The following is a 21101-nucleotide window of genomic DNA, read 5'->3' as shown; positions in this document are numbered from 1 at the left end:
AGTACGGGAAACACCATGCAATTGATCTGGCTGCGCAGCGACCTGCGCCTGCATGACAACACCGCCCTTTCGGCTGCCGCTGCTCGCGGCCCGAGTGTGGCGGTGTATCTGTTGAGCCCGGAACAATGGCTGGAACATGACGACGCGCCGTGCAAAGTGGATTTCTGGCTGCGCAACCTGAGCGAGTTGAGCCTGGCGCTGGGCAAGCTCAACATTCCCCTGCTGATCCGCACGGCGTCTCGCTGGGAGGCGGCGCCGAAAGTGCTGCTCGACCTGTGCCGGCAGTTGAAGATCAACGCGGTGCACGTCAACGAGGAATACGGCATCCATGAAAGTCGCCGTGATGAAGCGGTGGCCCAGGCGTTGAAAGCCGAGGGCATCGACTTCCACAGCTACCTCGATCAACTGCTGTTCACACCGGGCACCGTGCTGACCAAGACCGGCACCTACTTTCAGGTGTTCAGTCAGTTTCGCAAAGTCTGTTACGACCGCTTGCGCCGCTCACTGCCGAGTCGGGTGATCGCTCCCGGCGTGCAAGCGCCGCTAAACATCGACAGCGATGAAGTTCCTTCGCGTGTCGACGGCTTCGAAACGCCCAATGACAGTTTGATCGCGCTCTGGCCCGCCGGTGAAAGCGAAGCCCGGCGCCGTCTCGACACCTTCGCCGACGCGCAAATCGATTACTACCAAAGCGAACGCGACTTCCCGGCCAAGCCCGGCACCAGTCAGCTCTCGGCCTATCTGGCGGCCGGGGTGATTTCTCCGCGCCAGTGTCTGCACGCCGCACTGCAAAGCAATCAGGGCGAATTCGAAAGCGGCAAGGTTGGCGCGGTGACCTGGATCAACGAACTGCTGTGGCGCGAGTTCTACAAACACATTCTGGTGGGCTACCCACGGGTTTCGCGCCACCGCGCCTTCCGCCCGGAAACCGAAGCCCTGGCCTGGCGCGATGCGCCGGATGAACTCGCCGCGTGGCAAGAAGCCCGCACCGGTCTGCCGATCATCGATGCGGCCATGCGCCAATTGCTCGAAACCGGCTGGATGCATAACCGCCTGCGCATGGTGGTGGCGATGTTCCTGACCAAGAATCTGCTGATCGACTGGCGCGAAGGCGAGCGCTTTTTCATGCGGCACCTGATCGATGGCGACCTGGCGGCGAACAACGGCGGCTGGCAATGGAGCTCGTCCACCGGCACCGATTCGGCGCCCTACTTCCGCATCTTCAACCCGCTGAGCCAGTCGGAAAAATTCGACGCCGAAGGCGTGTTCATCAAGCACTGGCTGCCGGAACTGGCCGGGCTGAATAAAAAAGAAGTGCACAACCCGGCCAACCTTGGGGGCTTGTTCGGCGTTACAGATTACCCCTCGCCAATCGTCAATCTAAGCAAGTCCCGCGAACGAGCCCTGGCTGCGTTCAAGAACCTGCCGTCGCGGCAAAATACCGGAGGTGACCATGAGTGACTTTCTGCGGCGCTTTGCCCGGCAGTTCGGCGAACTGCACAAGGATAATCTGCAACGCCTGAACGAGTTGTATACGGACGACGTGCAGTTCACCGACCCTTTGCATGAAGTACAGGGCTTACAGCAATTGCGCGGCTACTTCTCCGAGCTCTACGCCAACGTCAGCGAACTGCGCTTCGACTTCCATGGCTTTGACCAGATTGGTGAAGGCGAAGGTTATCTACGCTGGGTCATGAGCTATCGCCATCCGCGCCTGGCCGGCGGCCAGTTGATTCGCGTCGACGGCTGCTCGCACCTGCGATGGCGCGACAAGGTTTATCGCCACCGGGATTATTTCGATGCCGGGGCACTGCTTTATGAACATCTACCCGTATTGGGCCGGGCGATTGCCTGGCTGAAAAGGAGAATGGGATGAGTCTTACACCTCCACGGCGATACTGGTTGACGGGTGCGAGCAGCGGCATTGGTGCCGCGCTGGCCGAAGAGATCTTGAAAACCGGCGCGCATCTGGCGGTCAGCTCACGCTCGATCGTGCCACTCAAAATCCTGTCCCAGCGTTATCCGGGGCAAGTGATGGTGGTCGCCGGCGACCTGACCAACAGCCAGACCGTGCGTGAAATCGGCGAGCGGATCGCCGAGGATTGGGGTTCCCTGGACACGGTGATCCTCAACGCCGGCACGTGCGAATACGTTGACGCCAAGCAGTTCGATGCCTCGATCGTCGAGCACGTGGTGCGCACCAACCTGCTGGCCAGCAGCTATTGCATCGAAGCGGCCCTGCCATTGCTGCGCCAAGGCACCGCGCCACACCTGGTGGGCGTCGCCAGTTCGGTGACCTACCTGCCACTGCCACGGGCCGAAGCCTATGGCGCGTCGAAGGCCGGGCTACGTTACTTGTTCGAATCCTTGCGCATCGACCTGGCGCCGGAAGGCATCGAAGTCACCGTGGTCAGCCCCGGATTCGTCGATACGCCGCTGACTGAGAAAAACGATTTCCCGATGCCACTCAGTTGGCCTGTGGATAAAGCCGCGCGGCATATCTTCGCCAAACTCAAGAACCGTCCACTGGAAATCGCTTTCCCTGCGCTGTTCATGGCGGCGCTCTGGCCGCTGTCGAAATTGCCCAACCGGGTGAAGCTGGCGATCGGCAAACGCATGGTCCGCAGCAGTCCGCCGATCAAGGACCAGCCGTGAACATCGCCATTATCGGCAGCGGTATCTCGGGGCTGACCAGCGCTTACCTGCTCAATAGCCGCCACGAGATCACCCTGTTCGAGGCCGGCGATTGGGTCGGCGGTCACACCCACACGGTGGACGTGACCGTCGATGGCCAGCCCTACGCCGTGGACACGGGTTTTATTGTGTTCAACGACTGGACCTATCCAAATTTCATGCGCCTGCTGGGCCAGCTCGGCGTCGGGTTCAAACCCACGCAGATGAGTTTCTCGGTCACCGACCCGGACTCAGGCCTTGAGTACAACGGCAACAACCTCAACAGCCTGTTCGCCCAGCGGCGCAACCTACTGTCGCCGGGGTTCTGGGGCATGTTGCGCGACATCCAGCGTTTCAATAAACAAGCCCTGCGCGACCTTGAGGAACACCGGATCGGCGCTGACACCACCCTCGATCAATACCTGAAGGCCGGCGGCTACGGCGAGCGCTTCATCCTGCATTACATCGTGCCGATGGGCGCGGCGATCTGGTCGATGTCCATGGCCGACATGCTCGGTTTCCCGATGCAGTGCTTCCTGCGGTTTTTCAAGAATCACGGTTTGCTGTCCGTCAGTAATCGCCCGCAATGGTGTGTGATCGAGGGTGGTTCGAGCGCTTATGTCGCGCCACTGACTGCATCGTTTAAAGAGAAGATTCGCCTCAATTGCCCGGTAACCCGCGTCGAACGCGATGCCGATGGCGTAGTTATCCACAGCCCCGCCGGCAGCGAGCGCTTCGACAAAGTGGTGTTCGCCTGCCACAGCGATCAGGCCCTGAAACTGCTGGCCAAGCCGAGCGATGCCGAGCAGTCGATCCTCGGCGCCCTGCCCTACGCTGACAACGAAGTGGTTTTGCACACCGATACCCGCCTGCTGCCTGAGCGAAAACTCGCCTGGGCGAGCTGGAATTTTCGCCTCGGTGGCGCCGGACACACCCGGGCCGCCGTCACTTACGACATGAACATCCTGCAAGGCATCCAGAGCGACACCACGTTCTGCGTCAGCCTCAACCAGAGCGCCGGCATCAGTCCGTTCAAGGTGCTCGCCAAATACACCTATGCCCATCCGCAATACAGCTTGAAAGCGGTGGCGGCGCAGGCACGCTGGGAAGAATTGAACGGCGCGCAACACACCTATTATTGCGGCGCCTATTGGGCCAACGGCTTTCACGAAGACGGGGTGGTCAGTGCCTTGCGCGTCGCCCGATCGTTGGGTGAAACCCTGTGAACAGCGCCCTCTACAGCGGCTGGATCGCCCATCGGCGGTTTGCGCCCAGGCGCCATGAATTCCGCTACAGGATCGGCCTGCTGTACCTCGATCTCGACGAACAGGACGCGGTGCTGGGTTTGTCGCCGCTGTCGGGCCGCAGCCGTTTTGCCGCGTTCTCGTTTCGCGAGGGCGACTATCTGAAAACTTTTACCGGCGCGGGCATGCGTCTGATCGACGCCGTGCGCAAACAGGTCGGCCAAGCCATCGGCCACGAGCCCCAAGGCTCGATTTGCCTGCTGACCCAGGCCCGCAGCTGGGGCTTGTCATTCAACCCGGTAAGTTTTTTCTATTGCCACGAGGCCGATGGCCAACTGGCGGCGATTCTCTGCGAAGTCACCAACACCCCGTGGCGCGAGCGTTATCACTACGTGTTGCCGGCCAAGGCGCCGGAACACTTGGGCGATTTCCATCAGCATTTCGCCGTGGCCAAGGCCTTTCATGTGTCGCCGTTTCTGCCGCCGGACCTCGAATACCGCATGAGCTTCAGCCCCGCCGCGCAAAAACTCGGTGTGCACATGGCCGACTGGCAGGGCGAACAGAAGCTGTTCGACGCCACGCTCAACCTGCAACGCGAACCGCTGGATCGCCACAGCCTGCACCGTCACTTGCGGCGTTTCCCGTGGATGACTGCGAAAACCTGTCTGGCGATCTACTGGCAGGCCGTGCGCCTGCTGCTCAAACGCGCGCCGATCTTTGCTCACCGGGCTGCCGATGGCAGCTTTCAAACCGCCATCGTCGCCCCACAGGATCGCCGCCATGAAATCCCCTAGCGTTTCGGCCAAAGCCAATCTGCTCAGCACCAACGGCTTGTCCGGCTCGCTGCTGCGCCGTGGCGTTTTACGCCAATTGGCGCACCTCAAGCACGGGCAACTGGTGGTGATCGAGGACGGCGAGCGGCATGTCTTCGGCACGGCCGGCGGGCATCTGCTGGGGGAGATCCATATCCTTGATGCAGCGGTTTGGGGGCTGGTGGCGAGCAACGGATCAATCGGCGCCGGCGAAGCGTTTATCCACGGTTATTGGACCTCGCCGGACCTGACCGCAGTGATCCGGGTGTTTGTCAGCAACCTTGAGGTGCTGGATGCACTGGAAGGTGGGCTGGCCAAACTCAGCCGGCCGTTCGTGCAAGGCCTGCACTGGCTCAACCGCAATACGCGCAAGGGTTCGCAGAAAAACATCGCCGCCCACTACGACCTGGGCAACGACCTGTTCGAACAGTTTCTCGACCCGACGATGATGTATTCGGCGGCGCAATTCCTCAGCCCCGACGACACCCTGGAACAGGCGCAACTGAACAAACTGGAGCGGATTTGCCAGAAGCTCGACCTCCAGCCCGGCGATCACCTGCTGGAAATTGGCACCGGCTGGGGCAGCATGGCGATCTACGCCGCCGAGCACTACGGCTGCAAAGTCACCACCACCACGCTGTCCAAAGAGCAGTTCGCCTTCACCGCCCAGCGAATCGAAACCCTGGGTTTGCAAGACCAGGTCACTTTGCTGCTGTCGGATTACCGCGACCTCACCGGCCAGTACGACAAACTGGTATCGATCGAGATGATCGAAGCGGTCGGCCATCGCTTCCTGCCGACCTACTTCAAGCAATGCGCGCACCTGCTCAAGAGCAATGGCCTGATGTTGTTGCAGGCCATCACCATCCGCGAGCAGCGTTACGAACAAGCCAAGACCAGCGTCGATTTTATCCAGCGCTACATTTTCCCCGGCGGCGCCCTGCCCTGTGTGCAGAAGATGCTGGAGATCGTCAGCCGCGACACCGACATGAACCTGCTGCACATGGAAGATTTCGGCCTGCACTACGCGCGGACCCTGCGCCTGTGGCATGAGAATTTTCGCCGCGCCCACGGTCGCTTGAGCGAATTGGGCTATGACGACTATTTCCTGCGGTTGTGGGAATTTTACCTGTGCTACTGCGAAGGTGGTTTCCTGGAACGCACCATCGGCACCGCGCAATTGCTGCTGGCCAAACCGGCGGCAATGCCGGCGCCCCTGCTCGGTCGTTTCGATGCTTGAACGTTTGGCCAACGCCGCACTATTCCAGCTCGGCTGGTTCGCCTGCGTGGTGGGCGGCAACAGTCTGTGGCTGTTGGTAGCGCTGGCGGCACTGGTGATTCATCTGCTGTGGATAAGTCGTTGGAGCGATGAGGGCCGACTGATCCTCAGCGTGGTGTTGCTGGGCACCACCGTCGACAGTTCATTGCGCTGGCTGGGGGTGTTCGATTTCACCGACGTGGCGCCATTGATTCCGCTCTGGCTGATGCTGTTGTGGGCATTGCTGGCGACCACCTTGCGTCATTGTCTGATGTGGAGCGCCAATCCCTGGTGGCTGGCCAGTTTGCTCGGCGCCATCGGTGGACCGCTGTCGTATTACGCCGGCAGCCAACTGGCGGGCGTGCAATTTCCCTACGGCCAGGTCCCGACACTGATTGGCATCGCACTATTGTGGGCAATGCTGTTTCCGACACTGCACTTCATGGCCCAGCGACTGGCGGCGGATAACCCCGACTGAGCGTCCGTCAGGCCTTTCACACAGCAACGGCCCACTGCCTTACACTGCGCCCCATGAAAACCATCCCCCACACGCAAATCGCCGAACCGGCGGTCACTTGCTCGACCTGCTCAGCCTGCTGCTGTCAGCTAGAAGTCATGCTGATCACCGAAACGGGCGTGCCTGAGCGTTTTATCGATACCGATGACTGGGGCGGGGAAGTGATGTTGCGGCTGGATGACGGCTGGTGCGCGGCGCTGGATCGCAACACGATGATGTGCACCATCTACGAAAAACGCCCGCTGATCTGCCGGGAGTTCGAGACGGGCTCACCGGAGTGCATCGAAGAGCGGCAGGGGATTGTGTCGGTGTATCGCTGAATCCTGGTCACCCAAGATCTGATGTGGGAGCGGGCTTGCTCGCGAAAGCGATCTTACAGTCAACGGAAATGTTGAATGTCAGACCGCTTTCGCGAGCAAGCCCGCTCCCACATTGACCGCGTTTACAACGGCATCGTGTAGTGCAGCGAATAACTTTCCACACCGTCGTTGTTGCTGTTCAGGCCGGCATTGGAATAGTGCGTCGCCCGAATCCCGACTTCATGCCCACCGGCAAAACGCAGGCCGAACCCGAAACGGTCTTCGAACTGAAAAGCCTGCCCGATGTTGTTGTCTTCCAGTTTGGTATTGGAGAACAACGCAACACCGATCCCCGCTTCAACATACGGTTTGACGTTTTGCCCGGCAAACTCGTAAACAAACACGGGAGAGAACGAAAGGCTGCTGGTGCCGGAAGTCTTGTCGCCTTCCCAATAGGTGTAAGCGCCGCTCCAGTAACCGGTCACTCGACCGACATCACTTTGCAGCCAGCTCTTGTCCCAATCGAATTGCATACCCAGCCGGTAGGTCATGGTCGAATCGCTGGTGGCCCCCACCCCGAATTCTACGCCTGCCGCCTGTGCAGTAAGACTTTGCCCCATCAATGCGGCCGCAATCGCGGCCAAGCAGAATAGTCGCTTCATTAGAAACATCCTTTCCGGAACGATTTCGTGTGGATTCTTTTTTGTTGCTCACAGACACAGCTATAGAAGTCGACGTTTAATCAGAAGTTCACCCCAATTACGCGTTTGCCCCAGCCTTTTTTTCTAGTACTTGAAGCTTTGCACAATGCCAGCCGAATTCCACAGTACCGGCAGGATATTTCTAAAATGTTCCGGTTCGGCACTCGTCCAGAATTGCGCGGCTCGAGCAGGCCCCTCGGCGAGTAACTCACGCTCGGCCAACAGGCGTTGCAGTTGCCGCGCCACGGCGGCACCCGTGTCGATCAGGCTGATGTCCTCTGGGATCATCTGCTTAAGCAAAGGCTTTAGAAAGGGATAATGCGTGCAGCCGAGAATTATCGTGTCGCAGCCGGCGGCCAGCAACGGCTCGACATAGCCCTGGAGTAACTGACGCAGTTCCTGACTGTGCAGATCGCCACTTTCAATCAACTCCACCAACCCTGGGCAAGGTTGGGTGATCACCCGCACATCCGTGGCGAAGCGGTCGAGCAACGCAGCAAACTTGGCGCTCTGCAAGGTGCCGGTAGTGGCGAGAACACCGACCACGCCACTGCGAGTAGCGGCGGCGGCCGGTTTGACGGCGGGTTCCATGCCGACGATGGGCCACTCGGGATAATCGCGACGCAAATTGGCAACGCCGGCCACGGTGGCGGTGTTGCAAGCCAGCACCAGTGCCTTGGCGCCCTGCTGCTGGAAAAATCCGGCGATAGCGCTGCAGCGCTGCTGGATAAATTCCGGAGTCTTCTCGCCGTAGGGAATGTTCCCGCAATCGGCGACATACAACAGCGATTCATTGGGCAGCAAACGCTGGATCTCGGCCAGCACCGACAGCCCACCGACGCCGGAGTCGAACACGCCAATCGGCGCTTCACGCATGGGCAGTACCACAGACGCTGCAACCCGGATCACGCTTGACCCGCAATTCACGGAAGCGTGTGCCCAAGGCATCGATCAACAGCAAGCGACCCACCAGCGGTTCGCCGAAACCGGCCAGCAACTTCAGGGCTTCCAGCGCCTGCAGGCTGCCGACCAGGCCCACCAGCGGGCCGATCACCCCGGCTTCGCTGCAGGTCAGTTCGGCTTCGCTGCCGTGCCCGTACAAACAGTGGTAGCACGGACTTTCCGGACGGCGTGGGTCGAACACTGACAACTGCCCTTCCAGGCGAATCGCCGCGCCGCTGACCAAGGGTTTGCGCGCGGCCACACACGCGGCGTTGACGGCCTCGCGGGTGGAGAAATTGTCGGAACAGTCCAGCACCAGATCCACCGCCGCGACGGCGGCGGCCAGGGAATCTTCGTCCAGCGCCGCACGATGGGCCACCAGTTGAATCTCGGGATTGATCGCACTCAAACGACGGATCGCCGAATCGACCTTGCTCACGCCGACGCTGTCGGTGTCGTGAATAATCTGGCGTTGCAGGTTGGTCAGGTCGACCGTGTCGAAGTCCGCCAGATGCAACTCACCGACCCCGGCCGCCGCCAGGTACAGCGCCACCGGCGAGCCAAGACCGCCGAGTCCGACGATCAGCACACGGCTTTCCTTAAGCCGTAACTGGCCGTCGATATCGACGTGTTGCAACAGAATCTGTCGGCTGTAGCGCAACAATTCCTGGTCATTCAGCACGGCAGGCGCCCCAGGCTGATTCGTTCGTGACCGCCCAGATCGGTGCGGCTGTGGACTTCTTCGAAACCGCGGGTCAGCAGCAGATCGCGCACCGCGTCGGCTTGATCATAGCCGTGTTCCAGCATCAACCAGCCGCCGGCTTCGAGGTAATCCGGGGCCTGGGCGACGATTAAACGCAGGTCGTCGAGCCCGTCGATACCGGCGACCAAGGCACTGGCCGGTTCGAAACGCACATCGCCTTCCGCCAGATGCGGATCGGCAGATGCAATGTACGGCGGGTTGCTGATGATCAGTTGAAAGCGTTGACCTTCGAGGGCGCTGAACCAATGACTGCTCAACACCGTGGCGTTGCTCAGGTGCAGGCGCTGGCGATTGCGTTCGGCCAACGCCACGGCTTCGATCACGCGATCCACGGCGGTGACTTTCCAGGCCGGGCGTTCGCTGGCCAGGGCCAGGGCAATCGCACCGCTGCCGGTGCCAAGGTCGAGGACCGTGGCCGGGGTCGCGGGCAACAGCTCCAGCGCGGCTTCCACCAGTAATTCAGTGTCCGGGCGCGGGATCAAAGTGTGCGGTGCGACTTCCAGATCGAGCTTCCAGAAACCTTGCTGGCCTAGGATGTACGCCACCGGCTCACCGCCGCGACGACGCTGCAAATAACTGGCAAAGGTCAGTGCCGCTTCACTCGGCACAATGCGCTCGGGCCAGGTGTGCAGGAAGCTGCGGGACTTGCCCAACGCAGCGGCCAGCAACAGTTCGGCATCCAGGCGCGCCGTCGGCGAGTCGGGTAGTTCGGCAGCACGCAATAAACTGGCAATGATCGTCATTTACTCACCTATCGCCGCCAATTGATCGGCCTGGAATTCGGCCAACAACGGCTCGATCACCGCATCGACGCCACCGGCGAGGATTTCGTCGAGGGAATACAGCGTCAGGTTGACCCGGTGGTCGGTGACCCGACCCTGGGCAAAGTTGTAGGTGCGGATCCGCTCGGAGCGATCACCCGAACCCACCAGCAGTTTACGCTCGCTGGCGATGGCATTCGCGGCGGCGCTGGTCTGCTGGTCGTTAAGTTTGGCCGACAGCCAGGACATCGCCCGGGCGCGGTTCTTGTGCTGGGAACGTTCTTCCTGGCATTCAACGACGATACCGGACGGTATATGCGTGATGCGGATCGCCGAGTCAGTCTTGTTGACGTGCTGGCCACCGGCGCCGGAGGACTTGTAGGTATCGACCCGTATATCCGCCGGGTTGATCTCGATTGCTTCCTGCTCGTCCGGCTCGGGCAACACGGCCACGGTGCACGCCGAGGTGTGGATGCGACCTTGGGATTCAGTGGCCGGAACCCGCTGCACGCGGTGTGCGCCGGATTCGAATTTCAGCTTGCCGTAGACGTTCTCGCCTTCGACCCGGGCGATGACTTCTTTATAGCCGCCGTGCTCGCCGATGTTCTCCGAGAGGATCTCCACGCGCCAGCCACGTCGCTCGGCGTATCGCGAATACATGCGGAACAGGTCGCCGGAGAAAATCGCCGCTTCGTCACCGCCAGTGCCGGCACGGATTTCGAGGAACACGTTGCGCCCGTCGTTCGGGTCCTTGGGCAACAGCATGCGTTGCAGCCGGGCTTCGATTTCGATCAGTTGCTCTTTGGCTTCGCGAACTTCTTCCACGGCCATTTCGCGCATGTCCGGGTCGCTGTCCTTGAGCAGTGCCTGGGCGCCTTCGAGGTCGCCTTGTACTTTGAGCAACTGTTTATAGGTGTCGACAATCGGCTCGACCTCCGCGTATTCCTTGGAATAGGCGCGGAATTTGGCCTGATCGGAAATGACCTCGCCATCGCCAAGCAGAGCGGTCAATTCCTCGAAACGGTCCTGGAGGATGTCCAGCTTATTGAGCAGTGACGCTTTCATTGCGGTTTTTTATCCGAGCTATCCGACGAGCCCTCATTGAGGGCAAAGAGTTCCTGGGCCATGGCCAGCGCATCGAGGCGGCCTTCGGCAGTCAACTTTTTCAACTGTACGCTGGGGGCGTGCAACAGTTTGTTGGTCAAGCCACGGGCCAGTTGCACCAGCACGTCTTCGGCGCTGCTGCCGTTGGCCAGCATGCGCTGGGCCTTTTGCAATTCTTCGTCACGCATGCGCTCGCTTTGCTGGCGGTAGGCTTTCAGCACATCCACCGCCGCCAGTTCGCGCAGGCGCACCATGAAGTCATCGGCGCCAATCGACACCATCTCTTCCGCGGCCTGGGCTGCACCCTGGCGGCTCTTGAGGTTTTCGGCGACCACTTCGTGGAGATCGTCGACGCTGTACAGGTAAACGTCGTCGAGTTCGCCGACTTCAGGCTCGATATCCCGTGGGACGGCGATGTCGACCATGAAGATCGGCTTGTGCTTGCGCAGCTTCAGGGCACTTTCCACCGCGCCTTTACCGAGAATCGGCAACTGACTGGCGGTCGAACTGATCACGATATCGCTGCGCACCAGTTCCGCCGGAATGTCCGAGAGCAGCACGGCGTGGGCGCCGAACTGTTCGGCCAGGATGCTGGCGCGCTCCAGGGTGCGGTTGGCGACGACGATGCGCTTCACACCCAACTCGTGCAGATGACGGGCGACCAGGGTGATGGTCTCGCCGGCACCGATGAGCAAGGCCTGGCTGCGTTGCAAGTCACTGAAAATCTGCTTGGCCAGGCTGACCGCGGCAAACGCCACGGACACCGGGTTTTCGCCGATGGCGGTGTCAGTGCGCACTTGCTTGGCCGCATTGAACGTCGCCTGGAACAGTCGGCCCAACAGCGGCCCGATGGTGCCGGCCTCACGCGCCACGGCGTATGCCGATTTCATCTGGCCGAGAATCTGCGGCTCGCCCAACACCAGCGAATCAAGCCCGGAGGCGACCCGCATCATGTGACGAACTGCCGCATCATCTTCGTGCACATAAGCGCTCGCGCGCAGCTCTTCGAGGCTCAAATGGTGATAATCGGCGAGCCAGCGCAGGATGATGTCCGCCGAAAGGTGATCCTGCTCTATATACAGTTCACTGCGATTGCAGGTGGAAAGGATCGCAGCTTCGCGGCTGTCGGTGAGTCGGCAGAGCTGCTGCAACGCCTCCACCAGCTGCTCAGGGGTAAAGGCCACGCGCTCGCGGACGTCTACTGAAGCAGTCTTGTGGTTAATACCGAGTGCAAGGAAGGCCATTCAAGGTCGCTGATGGTGACGTGAAGCCGGCAATTGTCCTACTTCGACACAGACAGAACAACTACCGCTGACTATTGTCCCAATCACTTGCCTCTATAAAGGCATCAATTGAGACTCGGTTATGTTTGGCCGAAGGCTTGTGTCATGATGATCCGACCGCAGGTTAGTCGTCCTTCTCCTATATGAATAGATCTTCCGCGTTGCTCCTCGCTTTTGTCTTCCTCAGCGGCTGCCAGGCTATGGCACCCGTTTCACCGGACGGTACGCCGTCGGTCGAAGACAGCACTCCGGCCCCTGAAAAGCCCAAGGTTTACAGCTCATTCAGTGAAGAAACCGTCTTCAGTCTGTTGAGCGCCGAACTGGCTGGCCAACGCAATCGTTTCGACATTGCGCTGGACAACTACGTCACCCAGGCGATCAACACGCAGGATCCGGGCGTCTCCGAGCGGGCATTCCGCATCGCCGAGTACCTGGGCGCCGATCAGGCCGCCCTGGATACCGCGCTGATCTGGGCGAAAAACGCTCCGGACGACCTCGAAGCGCAACGCGCAGCCGCCGTGCAACTGGCGCGCGCCGGGCGCTATGACGACTCCATGGTCTATATGGAGAAAGTCCTGCTGGGCAAGGGCGACACGCATTTCGACTTCCTCGCCCTGTCCGCAGCGGATACCGACCAGGACACTCGCAACGGTCTGATGAAAAGTTTTGACCGTTTGTTGCAGCGCCATCCGAACAACGGCCAGCTGATTTTCGGCAAGGCCTTGTTGATGCAACAGGACGGCGACGCCAAAGGCGCGCTGACCCTGCTGGAAGACAATCCGCCGGACGAAGGCGAAATCGCCCCGATTCTGCTGCGGGCGCGCCTGCTGCAAACACTCAACCGTGGCAGCGAAGCCCTGCCGCTGCTGCAAAAAAGTATCAAGAAATACCCGGACGACAAACGCCTGCGCCTGACTTACGCGCGCATGCTGGTTGAGCAGGACCGCATGGACGACGCCAAGGTCGAGTTCTCCAGCCTGGTTCAGCAATACCCGGAAGACGACGAACTGCGTTATTCCCTGGCACTGGTGTGCCTGGAAGCCAAGGCCTGGGACGAGGCCAAGGGTTATCTGGAAGACCTGATTGCCCGGGAAAGCCATGTGGACTCGGCGCACCTGAACCTCGGCCGTATCGCTGAAGAGCGCAACGACCCGCAAGGCGCCCTGATCGAGTACGCCCAGGTCGGCCCCGGCAACGATTACCTGCCGGCGCAATTGCGCCAGGCCGATATCCTGATGAACAACGGCAAGACCGCCGAGGCCCAAAGCAAATTGGCGGTCGAACGCGACACGCAACCCGATTACGCGATTCAGCTGTACCTGATCGAAGCCGAAACCCTGTCCGCCAACAAGCAGGGCGACAAGGCCTGGGGCGTGTTGCAGAAAGCCTTGCAACAATACCCGGACGATCTGAACCTGCTCTACACCCGGGCCATGCTCGCGGAAAAACGCAATGATCTGGCGCAGATGGAAAAAGACCTGCGCCTGATCATCAAGCGCGACCCGGACAATGCCATGGCGCTGAACGCCCTCGGCTACACCCTGTCCGACCGCACGACCCGTTACGAAGAAGCCAAGGCCCTGATTGAGCACGCGCACCAGCTCAATCCGGAAGACCCGGCGGTTCTCGACAGCCTCGGCTGGGTGAATTTCCGCCTGGGCAACCTCGATGAAGCCGAGCGCTACTTGCGTCAGGCGCTGGAGCGCTTTCCCGATCAGGAAGTCGCCGCTCACCTGGGCGAAGTCCTGTGGGCCAACGGCAAACAGCGGGAAGCCAAGCAAATCTGGGGCAAGTTCCTCAAGGACCAACCCGACAGCCCTACCCTGCGCGGCACCATCAAGCGCCTGACCGGATCAGAGACTCTTTAAGATTATGTTTTTGCGCCACGTTATCGTTTTCAGCTTCATTGCCCTGCTCGCCGGTTGCGCGGGCTTCGGCGCCCGTGAGTCGGTCCAGGGCCAGGGAAACCCGGCCCAATGGAACACCTACAAACAGCAGATGACCGCCCTCGACGGCTGGCAGATCAACGGCAAGATCGGTATTCGCGCGCCCAAGGATTCGGGCAGCGGCACGCTGTTCTGGCTGCAGCGTCAGGATTACTACGACATCCGCCTCTCCGGCCCACTGGGCCGCGGTGCCGCACGCCTGACCGGACGTCCCGGCAAGGTCTCGCTGGAAGTCGCCAACCAGGGCCGCTATGACGCAACCTCTCCTGAAGCCTTGCTCGAAGAACAACTGGGCTGGAAGTTGCCAGTGTCCAACCTGGCCTGGTGGGTTCGCGGGCTCCCGGCTCCGGACAGCAAAAGCCGCCTGACCCTGGACGCCGACAGCCATCTGGCCAACCTCGAGCAGGATGGCTGGCAGGTCGAATACCTGAGCTATGCCGAACAAAACGGCTATTGGCTGCCCGAGCGGATCAAACTGCACGGCACCGACCTTGATGTCACGCTGGTGATCAAGGAATGGCAACCACGCAAACTGGGGCAGTGAACATGACGGCTCCGCGCTTGACGCTGCCCTCGCCGGCCAAGCTCAATCTGATGCTGCACATTCTTGGGCGCCGTGAAGACGGTTATCACGAGTTGCAGACGATTTTTCAGTTTCTCGATTACGGTGATGAAATCACCTTCGCCGTTCGCGACGACGGTGTGATTCGTTTGCACACCGAATTCGAGGGTGTTCCCCACGACAGCAACCTGATTGTTCGAGCGGCGCAAAAGCTCCAGGCGCAATCCGGTTGCGCCCTCGGCATCGACATCTGGATCGATAAAATCCTGCCCATGGGCGGTGGAATCGGCGGCGGCAGCTCAAATGCCGCGACGACATTGCTCGGCCTCAATCACCTGTGGCAGCTGGGCTGGGACGAGGATCAGCTAGCCGTGCTGGGCCTGACGCTGGGCGCCGACGTCCCGGTTTTTGTCCGTGGACACGCCGCTTTTGCCGAGGGTGTCGGGGAGAAACTCACCCCTGTAGACCCCGAAGAACCGTGGTATCTCGTGCTCGTGCCGCAAGTATCTGTAAGTACAGCAGAAATTTTTTCAGATCCTTTGTTGACACGTAACTCTTCTCCCATTAAAGTGCGCCCCGTTCCCAAGGGAAACAGTCGTAATGACTGCTTGCCGGTAGTAGCAAGGCGTTATCCAGAGGTACGTAACGCATTGAATTTGTTAGGTAAATTTACCGAAGCAAAACTCACCGGCACTGGAAGTTGTGTGTTTGGGGGCTTCCCAAGCAAAGCTGAAGCTGATAAAGTCTCGGCCCTTCTTACAGAGACCCTTACAGGGTTTGTAGCAAAAGGAAGCAACGTTTCGATGTTGCATCGCAAGCTGCAAAATCTGCTCTAAAGGAACCGATTACTGGGTAATCGTTGCAACAGATACAGGGGCGTCGCCAAGCGGTAAGGCAGCAGGTTTTGATCCTGCCATGCGTTGGTTCGAATCCAGCCGCCCCTGCCATTTTCCTATACTCATCCAGGTTACCCTCAGCCTTCAGGTACTGCGCGTGTCCAAGATGATGGTCTTTACGGGGAACGCTAACCCCGATCTGGCTCGGCGTGTTGTACGTCAGCTGCATATCCCTCTCGGTGACATCTCTGTCGGCAAGTTTTCCGACGGCGAAATTACAGCCGAGATCAATGAAAACGTCCGCGGTAAAGATGTCTTCATTATTCAGCCGACTTGCGCTCCGACCAACGATAACCTGATGGAACTGGTAGTGATGGCTGATGCCTTCCGCCGCTCCTCGGCTACTCGTATCACTGCTGTTATTCCTTACTTTGGTTATGCCCGTCAGGATCGCCGTCCGCGTTCCGCACGTGTGGCTATCAGCGCGAAAGTCGTTGCTGACATGCTTACCGTAGTCGGCATCGATCGTGTTCTCACGGTTGATCTGCATGCTGACCAAATCCAGGGTTTCTTCGATATTCCGGTAGATAACATCTACGGCTCCCCGGTATTGGTGGATGACATTGAAGATCAGCGCTTCGAAAACCTGATGATCGTGTCCCCGGACATTGGCGGCGTCGTGCGTGCACGGGCTGTTGCCAAATCCCTGGGCGTGGATCTCGGGATCATCGACAAACGCCGTGAGAAAGCCAATCACTCTGAAGTGATGCATATCATCGGTGATGTCGAAGGGCGTACCTGTATTCTGGTCGATGACATGGTCGATACCGCCGGCACTCTGTGCCACGCGGCCAAGGCCCTGAAAGAGCATGGCGCTGCCAAGGTTTTCGCCTACTGCACACACCCTGTGCTGTCCGGTCGGGCGATCGAAAACATTGAAAATTCCATGCTGGACGAACTGGTGGTGACTAACACCATCCCGTTGTCCGCTGCTGCTCAAGCCTGCTCGCGTATTCGTCAACTGGATATCGCGCCGGTAGTTGCCGAGGCGGTCCGCCGCATCAGCAATGAAGAATCGATCAGCGCGATGTTCCGCTAAGGGCCCTGCCCTTCTCGAATGTCTCGTTGACGAAAAGCGCCCCGCCCCGGCATTCCTGTCGGGGCGGGGCTTTTTTGCCCATATCGCCTTTAGCGCTGGTCGCAACCGCTGGGGCGAATGTGGTTATTTTGGAGATACAACATGAACGATTTTACTCTGAATGCTGAAGTGCGTTCCGACCTGGGGAAAGGTGCGAGCCGCCGCCTGCGTCGTCTCGCAAGCCTGGTTCCAGCTGTAGTTTACGGTGGCGAAAAAGCCCCTGAATCCATCAGCATGCTGGCTAAAGAAGTTGCCAAACTGCTCGAAAACGAAGCGGCCTACAGCCACATCATCGAGCTGAACGTTGGCGGCACCAAGCAGAACGTCATCATCAAAGCCCTGCAGCGTCACCCGGCCAAAGGCCACGTGCTGCACGCTGACTTCGTACGCGTAGTAGCCGGCCAGAAACTGACCGCTATCGTGCCTGTGCACTTTGTTGGTGAAGAAACCCCGATCAAGAAAGGCGGCGAAGTTTCGCACGTTGTTTCGGAAATCGAAGTGACCTGCCTGCCAAAAGACCTGCCTGAATTCATCGAAGTTGACCTGGCTAACGCCGAAGTCGGCTCGATCATTCACTTGTCCGACCTCAAAGCTCCTAAAGGCGTTGAGTTTGTTGCTCTGGCACACGGTGATGACAAGGCTGTTGCCAACGTCCACGCTCCACGTGTTGCTCCAGAAGCTACCGAAGAAGGCGCAGCAGAGTAATTTCACTCTGTTCGCCGGAGTGACCGGAAACATCGCGGACTAGAACGTAGCGAGAAAGCGGGCGAGAACGCGGAGTTTACATAATGGTAAATGAGCACTTGTCGTCCACTTTCGCCGCACTCCCTGATTGCGGCGATGTTATCCACCACTCCAAGGAAGGGCCCCTATCGTGACTGCCATCAAACTGATCGTTGGCCTGGGAAATCCAGGCGCTGAATACGAACAGACCCGGCATAACGCAGGGGCCCTTTTTGTTGAGCGCATCGCGAACGCACAAGGCGTAAACCTTGTGGCGGATCGCAAATATTTCGGCCTGACCGGGCGCTATTCGCATCAGGGTCAGGATGTTCGTCTGCTGATTCCCACCACGTACATGAACCGCAGCGGCCAGGCCGTCGCGGCACTCGCTGGCTTCTTCCGCATCACGCCTGAAGAAATCCTCGTGGCGCATGACGAACTCGACCTGCCTCCGGGCGTTGCCAAGCTCAAGCAGGGCGGCGGCCATGGCGGTCACAACGGGTTGCGCGACATCATCGCGCAACTGGGCAATCAGAATACCTTTCATCGCTTGCGGCTTGGCATTGGCCACCCGGGCGTTGCCAGTATGGTTTCAAATTTCGTCCTGGGTCGTGCGCCACGCGCCGAACAGGAAAAACTCGATGCCAGCATCGACTTTGCCCTCGGCGTGCTGCCGGATATCCTCGCCGGGGAATGGAACCGCGCGATGAAAAACCTGCACAGCCAGAAGGCCTGACTCACTCCTCGGGGAAAACACCATGGGATTCAATTGCGGCATCGTCGGCCTGCCTAACGTCGGCAAGTCCACCCTATTCAACGCCCTGACCAAATCCGGGATCGCGGCCGAGAACTTCCCCTTCTGCACCATCGAGCCGAACACCGGTATCGTGCCGATGCCGGATCCGCGCCTGGAAGCCCTGGCAGCCATCGTCAATCCAAAACGCATCCTGCCGACCACCATGGAATTCGTCGACATCGCGGGCCTGGTTGCCGGCGCCTCGAAAGGTGAAGGCCTGGGCAACAAGTTCCTGGCCAACATCCGTGAAACCGATGCCATCGCCCACGTGGTCCGCTGCTTCGAAGACGAGAACGTGATTCACGTCTCCAACAGCGTCGACCCGAAACGCGACATCGAAATCATCGACCTGGAACTGATCTTCGCCGACCTCGACAGCTGCGAGAAACAACTGCAGAAAGTCGCGCGCAACGCCAAGGGTGGCGACAAGGACGCCGTAGTCCAGAAAGGCCTGTTGGAGCAATTGATCGCTCACTTCACCCTCGGCAAGCCAGCGCGCACCTTGATGAAGAACATGGGCGCCGACGATAAAGCAGTGGTTCGTGGCTTCCACCTGCTGACCACCAAGCCGGTCATGTACATCGCCAACGTCGCTGAAGACGGTTTCGAGAACAACCCGCTGCTGGACATCGTCAAAGCCATCGCCGAAGAAGAAGGCGCCATGGTGGTTCCGGTCTGCAACAAGATCGAAGCGGAAATTGCCGAACTGGATGACGGCGAAGAGAAAGACATGTTCCTCGAAGCCCTGGGCCTCGAAGAACCTGGCCTGAACCGCGTGATCCGCGCCGGCTACGAGATGCTGCACCTGCAGACCTACTTCACCGCCGGTGTCGAAGAAGTCCGCGCCTGGACCGTGCGCGTCGGTGCCACCGCACCACAAGCCGCTGGTGTGATCCACACCGACTTCGAAAAAGGCTTCATCCGCGCCGAAGTCATCGCCTACGACGACTTCATCCAGTACAAGGGCGAAGCCGGCACCAAAGAAGCCGGTAAATGGCGTCTGGAAGGCAAGGACTACATCGTGAAAGACGGCGACGTGATGCACTTCCGTTTCAACGTCTAAGTCTTCGCACGAAGCACCTGCCCAAGAAAAAGCCGCGTTTGATACGCGGCTTTTTTGTCCCTGAAATAATCCTGTGCCACACCACCGAACAACTGTGGGAGCGGGCTTGCTCGCGAAGGCGGTGTGTCAGTCAACATCATCGTTGAATGTTAAACCGCCTTCGCGAGCAAGCCCGCTCCCACAGGGGGAATGGTGTGGGTTCAGGCCTTTTTGGTACGCGGTAACAAGATCGCCAACACCCCGAACAGCGGCAGGAACGAACACAGGAAGTACACGTATTCAATCCCGTGGACATCCGCCAGATGCCCCAGCAGCGCCGCGCCAATCCCGCCGAAACCAAACATCAAGCCGAAGAACACCCCGGCAATCATCCCGACATTACCCGGCACCAATTCCTGGGCGTACACCACGATGGCGGAAAACGCCGAGGCCAGGATGAAGCCGATGACCACGCTGAGGATGCTGGTCCAGAACAGGTCGACATGGGGCAGGATCAGGGTGAACGGCGCAACGCCGAGGATCGAGAACCAGATCACCGCCTTACGCCCGATCTTGTCGCCAATCGGCCCACCGAAGAACGTCCCCGCCGCCACCGCGCCCAGGAACAGGAACAAGTGCAGCTGTGAACTGGCCACCGACAGGTCGAACTTCTCGATCAGGTAGAAGGTGAAGTAACTGGTGAAACTCGCCATGTAGAAATACTTGGAGAACACCAGCAACCCGAGCACCACCAGCGCGCTGATCACCCGGTTTTTCGACAAGCCGTGGGTGGCCGCCTGACCTTGCTTGAGCTTGAACAGGTTCAAGTGGTTGGCGTACCAGCGGCTGATACGGTAGAGCACGAACAGCGCAAACACCGCGAACAACCCGAACCACGCGACATGGCCCTGGCCGTAGGGAATGATGATCGCCGCCGCCAGCAATGGGCCGAACGCCGAACCCGCGTTACCGCCGACCTGGAAGGTCGATTGCGCCAAGCCGAAGCGCCCGCCCGAGGCCAGTCGCGCCACGCGAGAAGCTTCCGGGTGAAAGGTCGAGGAACCGATGCCGATCAATCCCGCCGCCAGCAGAATCAATGGAAAAGTGCCGACCACTGACATCATCAGAATGCCGATCAGCGTGCACACCGTCCCGGCCGGCAACAGCCAAGGTTTGGGATGGCGATCGGTGTAGTAACCGACCCACGGCTGCAGCAGCGAGGCCGTCAGTTGGAATGTCAGGGTGATCAGGCCGACCTGGGTGAATGTCAGGCCATAGTTGGCCTTGAGCATCGGATAAATCGACGGCAGCACTGACTGAATCAAGTCATTGATCAAGTGCGCCAGCGCCACCGCGCCGATGATACGCATCACTAAAGGACTGGTTTGCGGGGTCGCGGATGCCGGCGTAGCGCCGGTCTGGGCATTGCTGATAGCCATGAGAATTTCCGTACAACAGAGGGTGCACACGGGCAGGTGCGTCAATGTGCCATTTTTCAGTGCAGCAGCGCCATCCCCTTAGCCTGCTAACGACCTCGACGTTCATCGAAGAGTGGGTGATAGCGCAACGCCATGGTCTAAATCTTGCCTTGTTTATCCGCTTCAACGCGAGCCCCTTACAAAGGGGATCGAGAATGGGAAGTTTCGCTACAGAGTCGGCCTACAGAGCTGGCGAGGGTGAACTTTCGAGGCCTTTTAAAAG

General features: G+C 59.6%; 22 protein-coding genes and 1 tRNA gene. 16 read left to right on the top strand and 7 right to left on the bottom strand.

The window, feature by feature from the left end:
* Positions 1-15: 15 nt before the first annotated feature.
* The 8 genes from phrB to HB680_RS30440 are packed head-to-tail and all read left to right on the top strand — an operon-like array spanning position 16 to position 6824.
* Complete coding sequence (gene phrB / locus HB680_RS30475) at positions 16-1461, top strand: deoxyribodipyrimidine photo-lyase (protein WP_213941999.1); 1446 nt, start codon at positions 16-18, stop codon at positions 1459-1461.
* A complete protein-coding gene (locus HB680_RS30470; protein WP_213941998.1) occupies positions 1454-1876 on the top strand; it encodes a nuclear transport factor 2 family protein in 423 nt (140 codons plus the stop codon). The genes phrB and HB680_RS30470 overlap by 8 nt, the downstream gene beginning before the upstream one ends.
* The gene (locus HB680_RS30465; RefSeq protein WP_213941997.1) at positions 1873-2655 is read left to right on the top strand and encodes an SDR family NAD(P)-dependent oxidoreductase; all 783 of its coding nucleotides are present in this window, start codon (positions 1873-1875) and stop codon (positions 2653-2655) included. The genes HB680_RS30470 and HB680_RS30465 overlap by 4 nt, the downstream gene beginning before the upstream one ends.
* Positions 2652-3899, top strand: coding sequence for an FAD-dependent oxidoreductase (locus HB680_RS30460; protein ID WP_213941996.1), 1248 nt, complete (start codon positions 2652-2654; stop codon positions 3897-3899). Before HB680_RS30465 ends, HB680_RS30460 begins: the two co-directional genes overlap by 4 nt.
* Positions 3896-4711 (top strand): DUF1365 family protein, encoded by an 816-nt coding sequence (locus tag HB680_RS30455; protein ID WP_213941995.1) that lies wholly within the window; start codon positions 3896-3898, stop codon positions 4709-4711. Before HB680_RS30460 ends, HB680_RS30455 begins: the two co-directional genes overlap by 4 nt.
* Positions 4698-5969 (top strand): cyclopropane-fatty-acyl-phospholipid synthase family protein, encoded by a 1272-nt coding sequence (locus tag HB680_RS30450; RefSeq protein ID WP_213941994.1) that lies wholly within the window; start codon positions 4698-4700, stop codon positions 5967-5969. Before HB680_RS30455 ends, HB680_RS30450 begins: the two co-directional genes overlap by 14 nt.
* Positions 5962-6465, top strand: coding sequence for a DUF2878 domain-containing protein (locus HB680_RS30445; protein WP_213941993.1), 504 nt, complete (start codon positions 5962-5964; stop codon positions 6463-6465). The genes HB680_RS30450 and HB680_RS30445 overlap by 8 nt, the downstream gene beginning before the upstream one ends.
* A 53-nt stretch (positions 6466-6518) precedes the next feature.
* On the top strand, positions 6519-6824 hold the full coding sequence (locus HB680_RS30440) for a YkgJ family cysteine cluster protein (protein WP_133840256.1): 306 nt from the start codon (positions 6519-6521) through the stop codon (positions 6822-6824).
* Positions 6825-6946: 122 nt separating this feature from the next.
* Here the strand turns inward: HB680_RS30440 and HB680_RS30435 are convergent, their stop codons facing one another.
* The 6 genes from HB680_RS30435 to hemA all read right to left on the bottom strand — a co-directional run bounded on the left by HB680_RS30435 (position 6947) and on the right by hemA (position 12318).
* Positions 6947-7465, bottom strand: coding sequence for an acyloxyacyl hydrolase (locus HB680_RS30435; protein ID WP_213941992.1), 519 nt, complete (start codon positions 7463-7465; stop codon positions 6947-6949).
* A 123-nt stretch (positions 7466-7588) separates the two neighbouring features.
* Positions 7589-8380: a glutamate racemase gene (gene murI, locus HB680_RS30430; protein WP_213941991.1), complete on the bottom strand. Its 792-nt coding sequence runs from the start codon at positions 8378-8380 to the stop codon at positions 7589-7591.
* Complete coding sequence (locus tag HB680_RS30425) at positions 8373-9128, bottom strand: molybdopterin-synthase adenylyltransferase MoeB (protein WP_213941990.1); 756 nt, start codon at positions 9126-9128, stop codon at positions 8373-8375. Before HB680_RS30425 ends, murI begins: the two co-directional genes overlap by 8 nt.
* Positions 9122-9952, bottom strand: a complete 831-nt coding sequence (gene prmC / locus HB680_RS30420; protein ID WP_213941989.1) for a peptide chain release factor N(5)-glutamine methyltransferase — start codon at positions 9950-9952, stop codon at positions 9122-9124. Before prmC ends, HB680_RS30425 begins: the two co-directional genes overlap by 7 nt.
* A complete protein-coding gene (gene prfA, locus HB680_RS30415; RefSeq protein ID WP_213941988.1) occupies positions 9953-11035 on the bottom strand; it encodes a peptide chain release factor 1 in 1083 nt (360 codons plus the stop codon).
* A complete protein-coding gene (gene hemA, locus HB680_RS30410) occupies positions 11032-12318 on the bottom strand; it encodes a glutamyl-tRNA reductase (RefSeq protein WP_213941987.1) in 1287 nt (428 codons plus the stop codon). The genes prfA and hemA overlap by 4 nt, the downstream gene beginning before the upstream one ends.
* Positions 12319-12500: 182 nt before the next feature.
* Between hemA and HB680_RS30405 the strand changes: the two genes are divergently transcribed.
* From HB680_RS30405 to ychF, 8 genes are all read left to right on the top strand, one after another.
* The gene (locus HB680_RS30405; RefSeq protein WP_213941986.1) at positions 12501-14225 is read left to right on the top strand and encodes a tetratricopeptide repeat protein; all 1725 of its coding nucleotides are present in this window, start codon (positions 12501-12503) and stop codon (positions 14223-14225) included.
* Positions 14226-14229: 4 nt separating this feature from the next.
* Positions 14230-14847: a lipoprotein insertase outer membrane protein LolB gene (lolB, locus tag HB680_RS30400; RefSeq protein WP_213941985.1), complete on the top strand. Its 618-nt coding sequence runs from the start codon at positions 14230-14232 to the stop codon at positions 14845-14847.
* Between the two features lie 2 nt (positions 14848-14849).
* Positions 14850-15701 carry a 4-(cytidine 5'-diphospho)-2-C-methyl-D-erythritol kinase gene (ispE, locus tag HB680_RS30395; protein WP_213942028.1) on the top strand — a complete coding sequence of 284 codons (852 nt, stop codon included), beginning with the start codon at positions 14850-14852 and terminating at the stop codon, positions 15699-15701.
* A 36-nt stretch (positions 15702-15737) separates the two neighbouring features.
* Positions 15738-15812, top strand: a tRNA-Gln gene (locus tag HB680_RS30390).
* A gap of 46 nt (positions 15813-15858) precedes the next feature.
* Positions 15859-16800 (top strand): ribose-phosphate pyrophosphokinase, encoded by a 942-nt coding sequence (locus HB680_RS30385; protein ID WP_003208392.1) that lies wholly within the window; start codon positions 15859-15861, stop codon positions 16798-16800.
* Positions 16801-16941: 141 nt separating this feature from the next.
* The gene (locus HB680_RS30380) at positions 16942-17544 is read left to right on the top strand and encodes a 50S ribosomal protein L25/general stress protein Ctc (protein WP_213941984.1); all 603 of its coding nucleotides are present in this window, start codon (positions 16942-16944) and stop codon (positions 17542-17544) included.
* Between the two features lie 169 nt (positions 17545-17713).
* Positions 17714-18298, top strand: a complete 585-nt coding sequence (gene pth / locus HB680_RS30375; RefSeq protein WP_008153430.1) for an aminoacyl-tRNA hydrolase — start codon at positions 17714-17716, stop codon at positions 18296-18298.
* A 22-nt stretch (positions 18299-18320) separates the two neighbouring features.
* Complete coding sequence (gene ychF, locus HB680_RS30370) at positions 18321-19421, top strand: redox-regulated ATPase YchF (protein ID WP_213941983.1); 1101 nt, start codon at positions 18321-18323, stop codon at positions 19419-19421.
* A 200-nt stretch (positions 19422-19621) separates the two neighbouring features.
* On the opposite strand, the gene HB680_RS30365 is transcribed toward ychF, so the two are convergent.
* Positions 19622-20839 (bottom strand): MFS transporter, encoded by a 1218-nt coding sequence (locus HB680_RS30365; RefSeq protein WP_213941982.1) that lies wholly within the window; start codon positions 20837-20839, stop codon positions 19622-19624.
* Positions 20840-21101 lie beyond the last annotated feature (262 nt).

Origin of the sequence: Pseudomonas sp. dw_612 (genome assembly GCF_018449725.1) — a bacterium.
In the GTDB taxonomy this organism is placed as follows: domain Bacteria; phylum Pseudomonadota; class Gammaproteobacteria; order Pseudomonadales; family Pseudomonadaceae; genus Aquipseudomonas.
The sequence above is the reverse complement of the archived record's forward strand: the minus strand, read 5'-3'. Positions and strand labels throughout refer to the sequence as shown.

What these genes read in the sequence shown, in the direction of transcription:
- phrB (WP_213941999.1), top strand. Translation starts at nt 16, where the DNA reads ATGCAATTGATCTGGCTGCGCAGCGACCTGCGCCTGCATGACAACACC.
- HB680_RS30470 (WP_213941998.1), top strand. Translation starts at nt 1,454, where the DNA reads ATGAGTGACTTTCTGCGGCGCTTTGCCCGGCAGTTCGGCGAACTGCAC.
- HB680_RS30465 (WP_213941997.1), top strand. Translation starts at nt 1,873, where the DNA reads ATGAGTCTTACACCTCCACGGCGATACTGGTTGACGGGTGCGAGCAGC.
- HB680_RS30450 (WP_213941994.1), top strand. Translation starts at nt 4,698, where the DNA reads ATGAAATCCCCTAGCGTTTCGGCCAAAGCCAATCTGCTCAGCACCAAC.
- HB680_RS30445 (WP_213941993.1), top strand. Translation starts at nt 5,962, where the DNA reads ATGCTTGAACGTTTGGCCAACGCCGCACTATTCCAGCTCGGCTGGTTC.
- HB680_RS30440 (WP_133840256.1), top strand. Translation starts at nt 6,519, where the DNA reads ATGAAAACCATCCCCCACACGCAAATCGCCGAACCGGCGGTCACTTGC.
- HB680_RS30435 (WP_213941992.1), bottom strand. Translation starts at nt 7,465, where the DNA reads ATGAAGCGACTATTCTGCTTGGCCGCGATTGCGGCCGCATTGATGGGG.
- murI (WP_213941991.1), bottom strand. Translation starts at nt 8,380, where the DNA reads ATGCGTGAAGCGCCGATTGGCGTGTTCGACTCCGGCGTCGGTGGGCTG.
- prmC (WP_213941989.1), bottom strand. Translation starts at nt 9,952, where the DNA reads ATGACGATCATTGCCAGTTTATTGCGTGCTGCCGAACTACCCGACTCG.
- prfA (WP_213941988.1), bottom strand. Translation starts at nt 11,035, where the DNA reads ATGAAAGCGTCACTGCTCAATAAGCTGGACATCCTCCAGGACCGTTTC.
- hemA (WP_213941987.1), bottom strand. Translation starts at nt 12,318, where the DNA reads ATGGCCTTCCTTGCACTCGGTATTAACCACAAGACTGCTTCAGTAGAC.
- HB680_RS30405 (WP_213941986.1), top strand. Translation starts at nt 12,501, where the DNA reads ATGAATAGATCTTCCGCGTTGCTCCTCGCTTTTGTCTTCCTCAGCGGC.
- lolB (WP_213941985.1), top strand. Translation starts at nt 14,230, where the DNA reads ATGTTTTTGCGCCACGTTATCGTTTTCAGCTTCATTGCCCTGCTCGCC.
- ispE (WP_213942028.1), top strand. Translation starts at nt 14,850, where the DNA reads ATGACGGCTCCGCGCTTGACGCTGCCCTCGCCGGCCAAGCTCAATCTG.
- HB680_RS30380 (WP_213941984.1), top strand. Translation starts at nt 16,942, where the DNA reads ATGAACGATTTTACTCTGAATGCTGAAGTGCGTTCCGACCTGGGGAAA.
- ychF (WP_213941983.1), top strand. Translation starts at nt 18,321, where the DNA reads ATGGGATTCAATTGCGGCATCGTCGGCCTGCCTAACGTCGGCAAGTCC.
- HB680_RS30365 (WP_213941982.1), bottom strand. Translation starts at nt 20,839, where the DNA reads ATGGCTATCAGCAATGCCCAGACCGGCGCTACGCCGGCATCCGCGACC.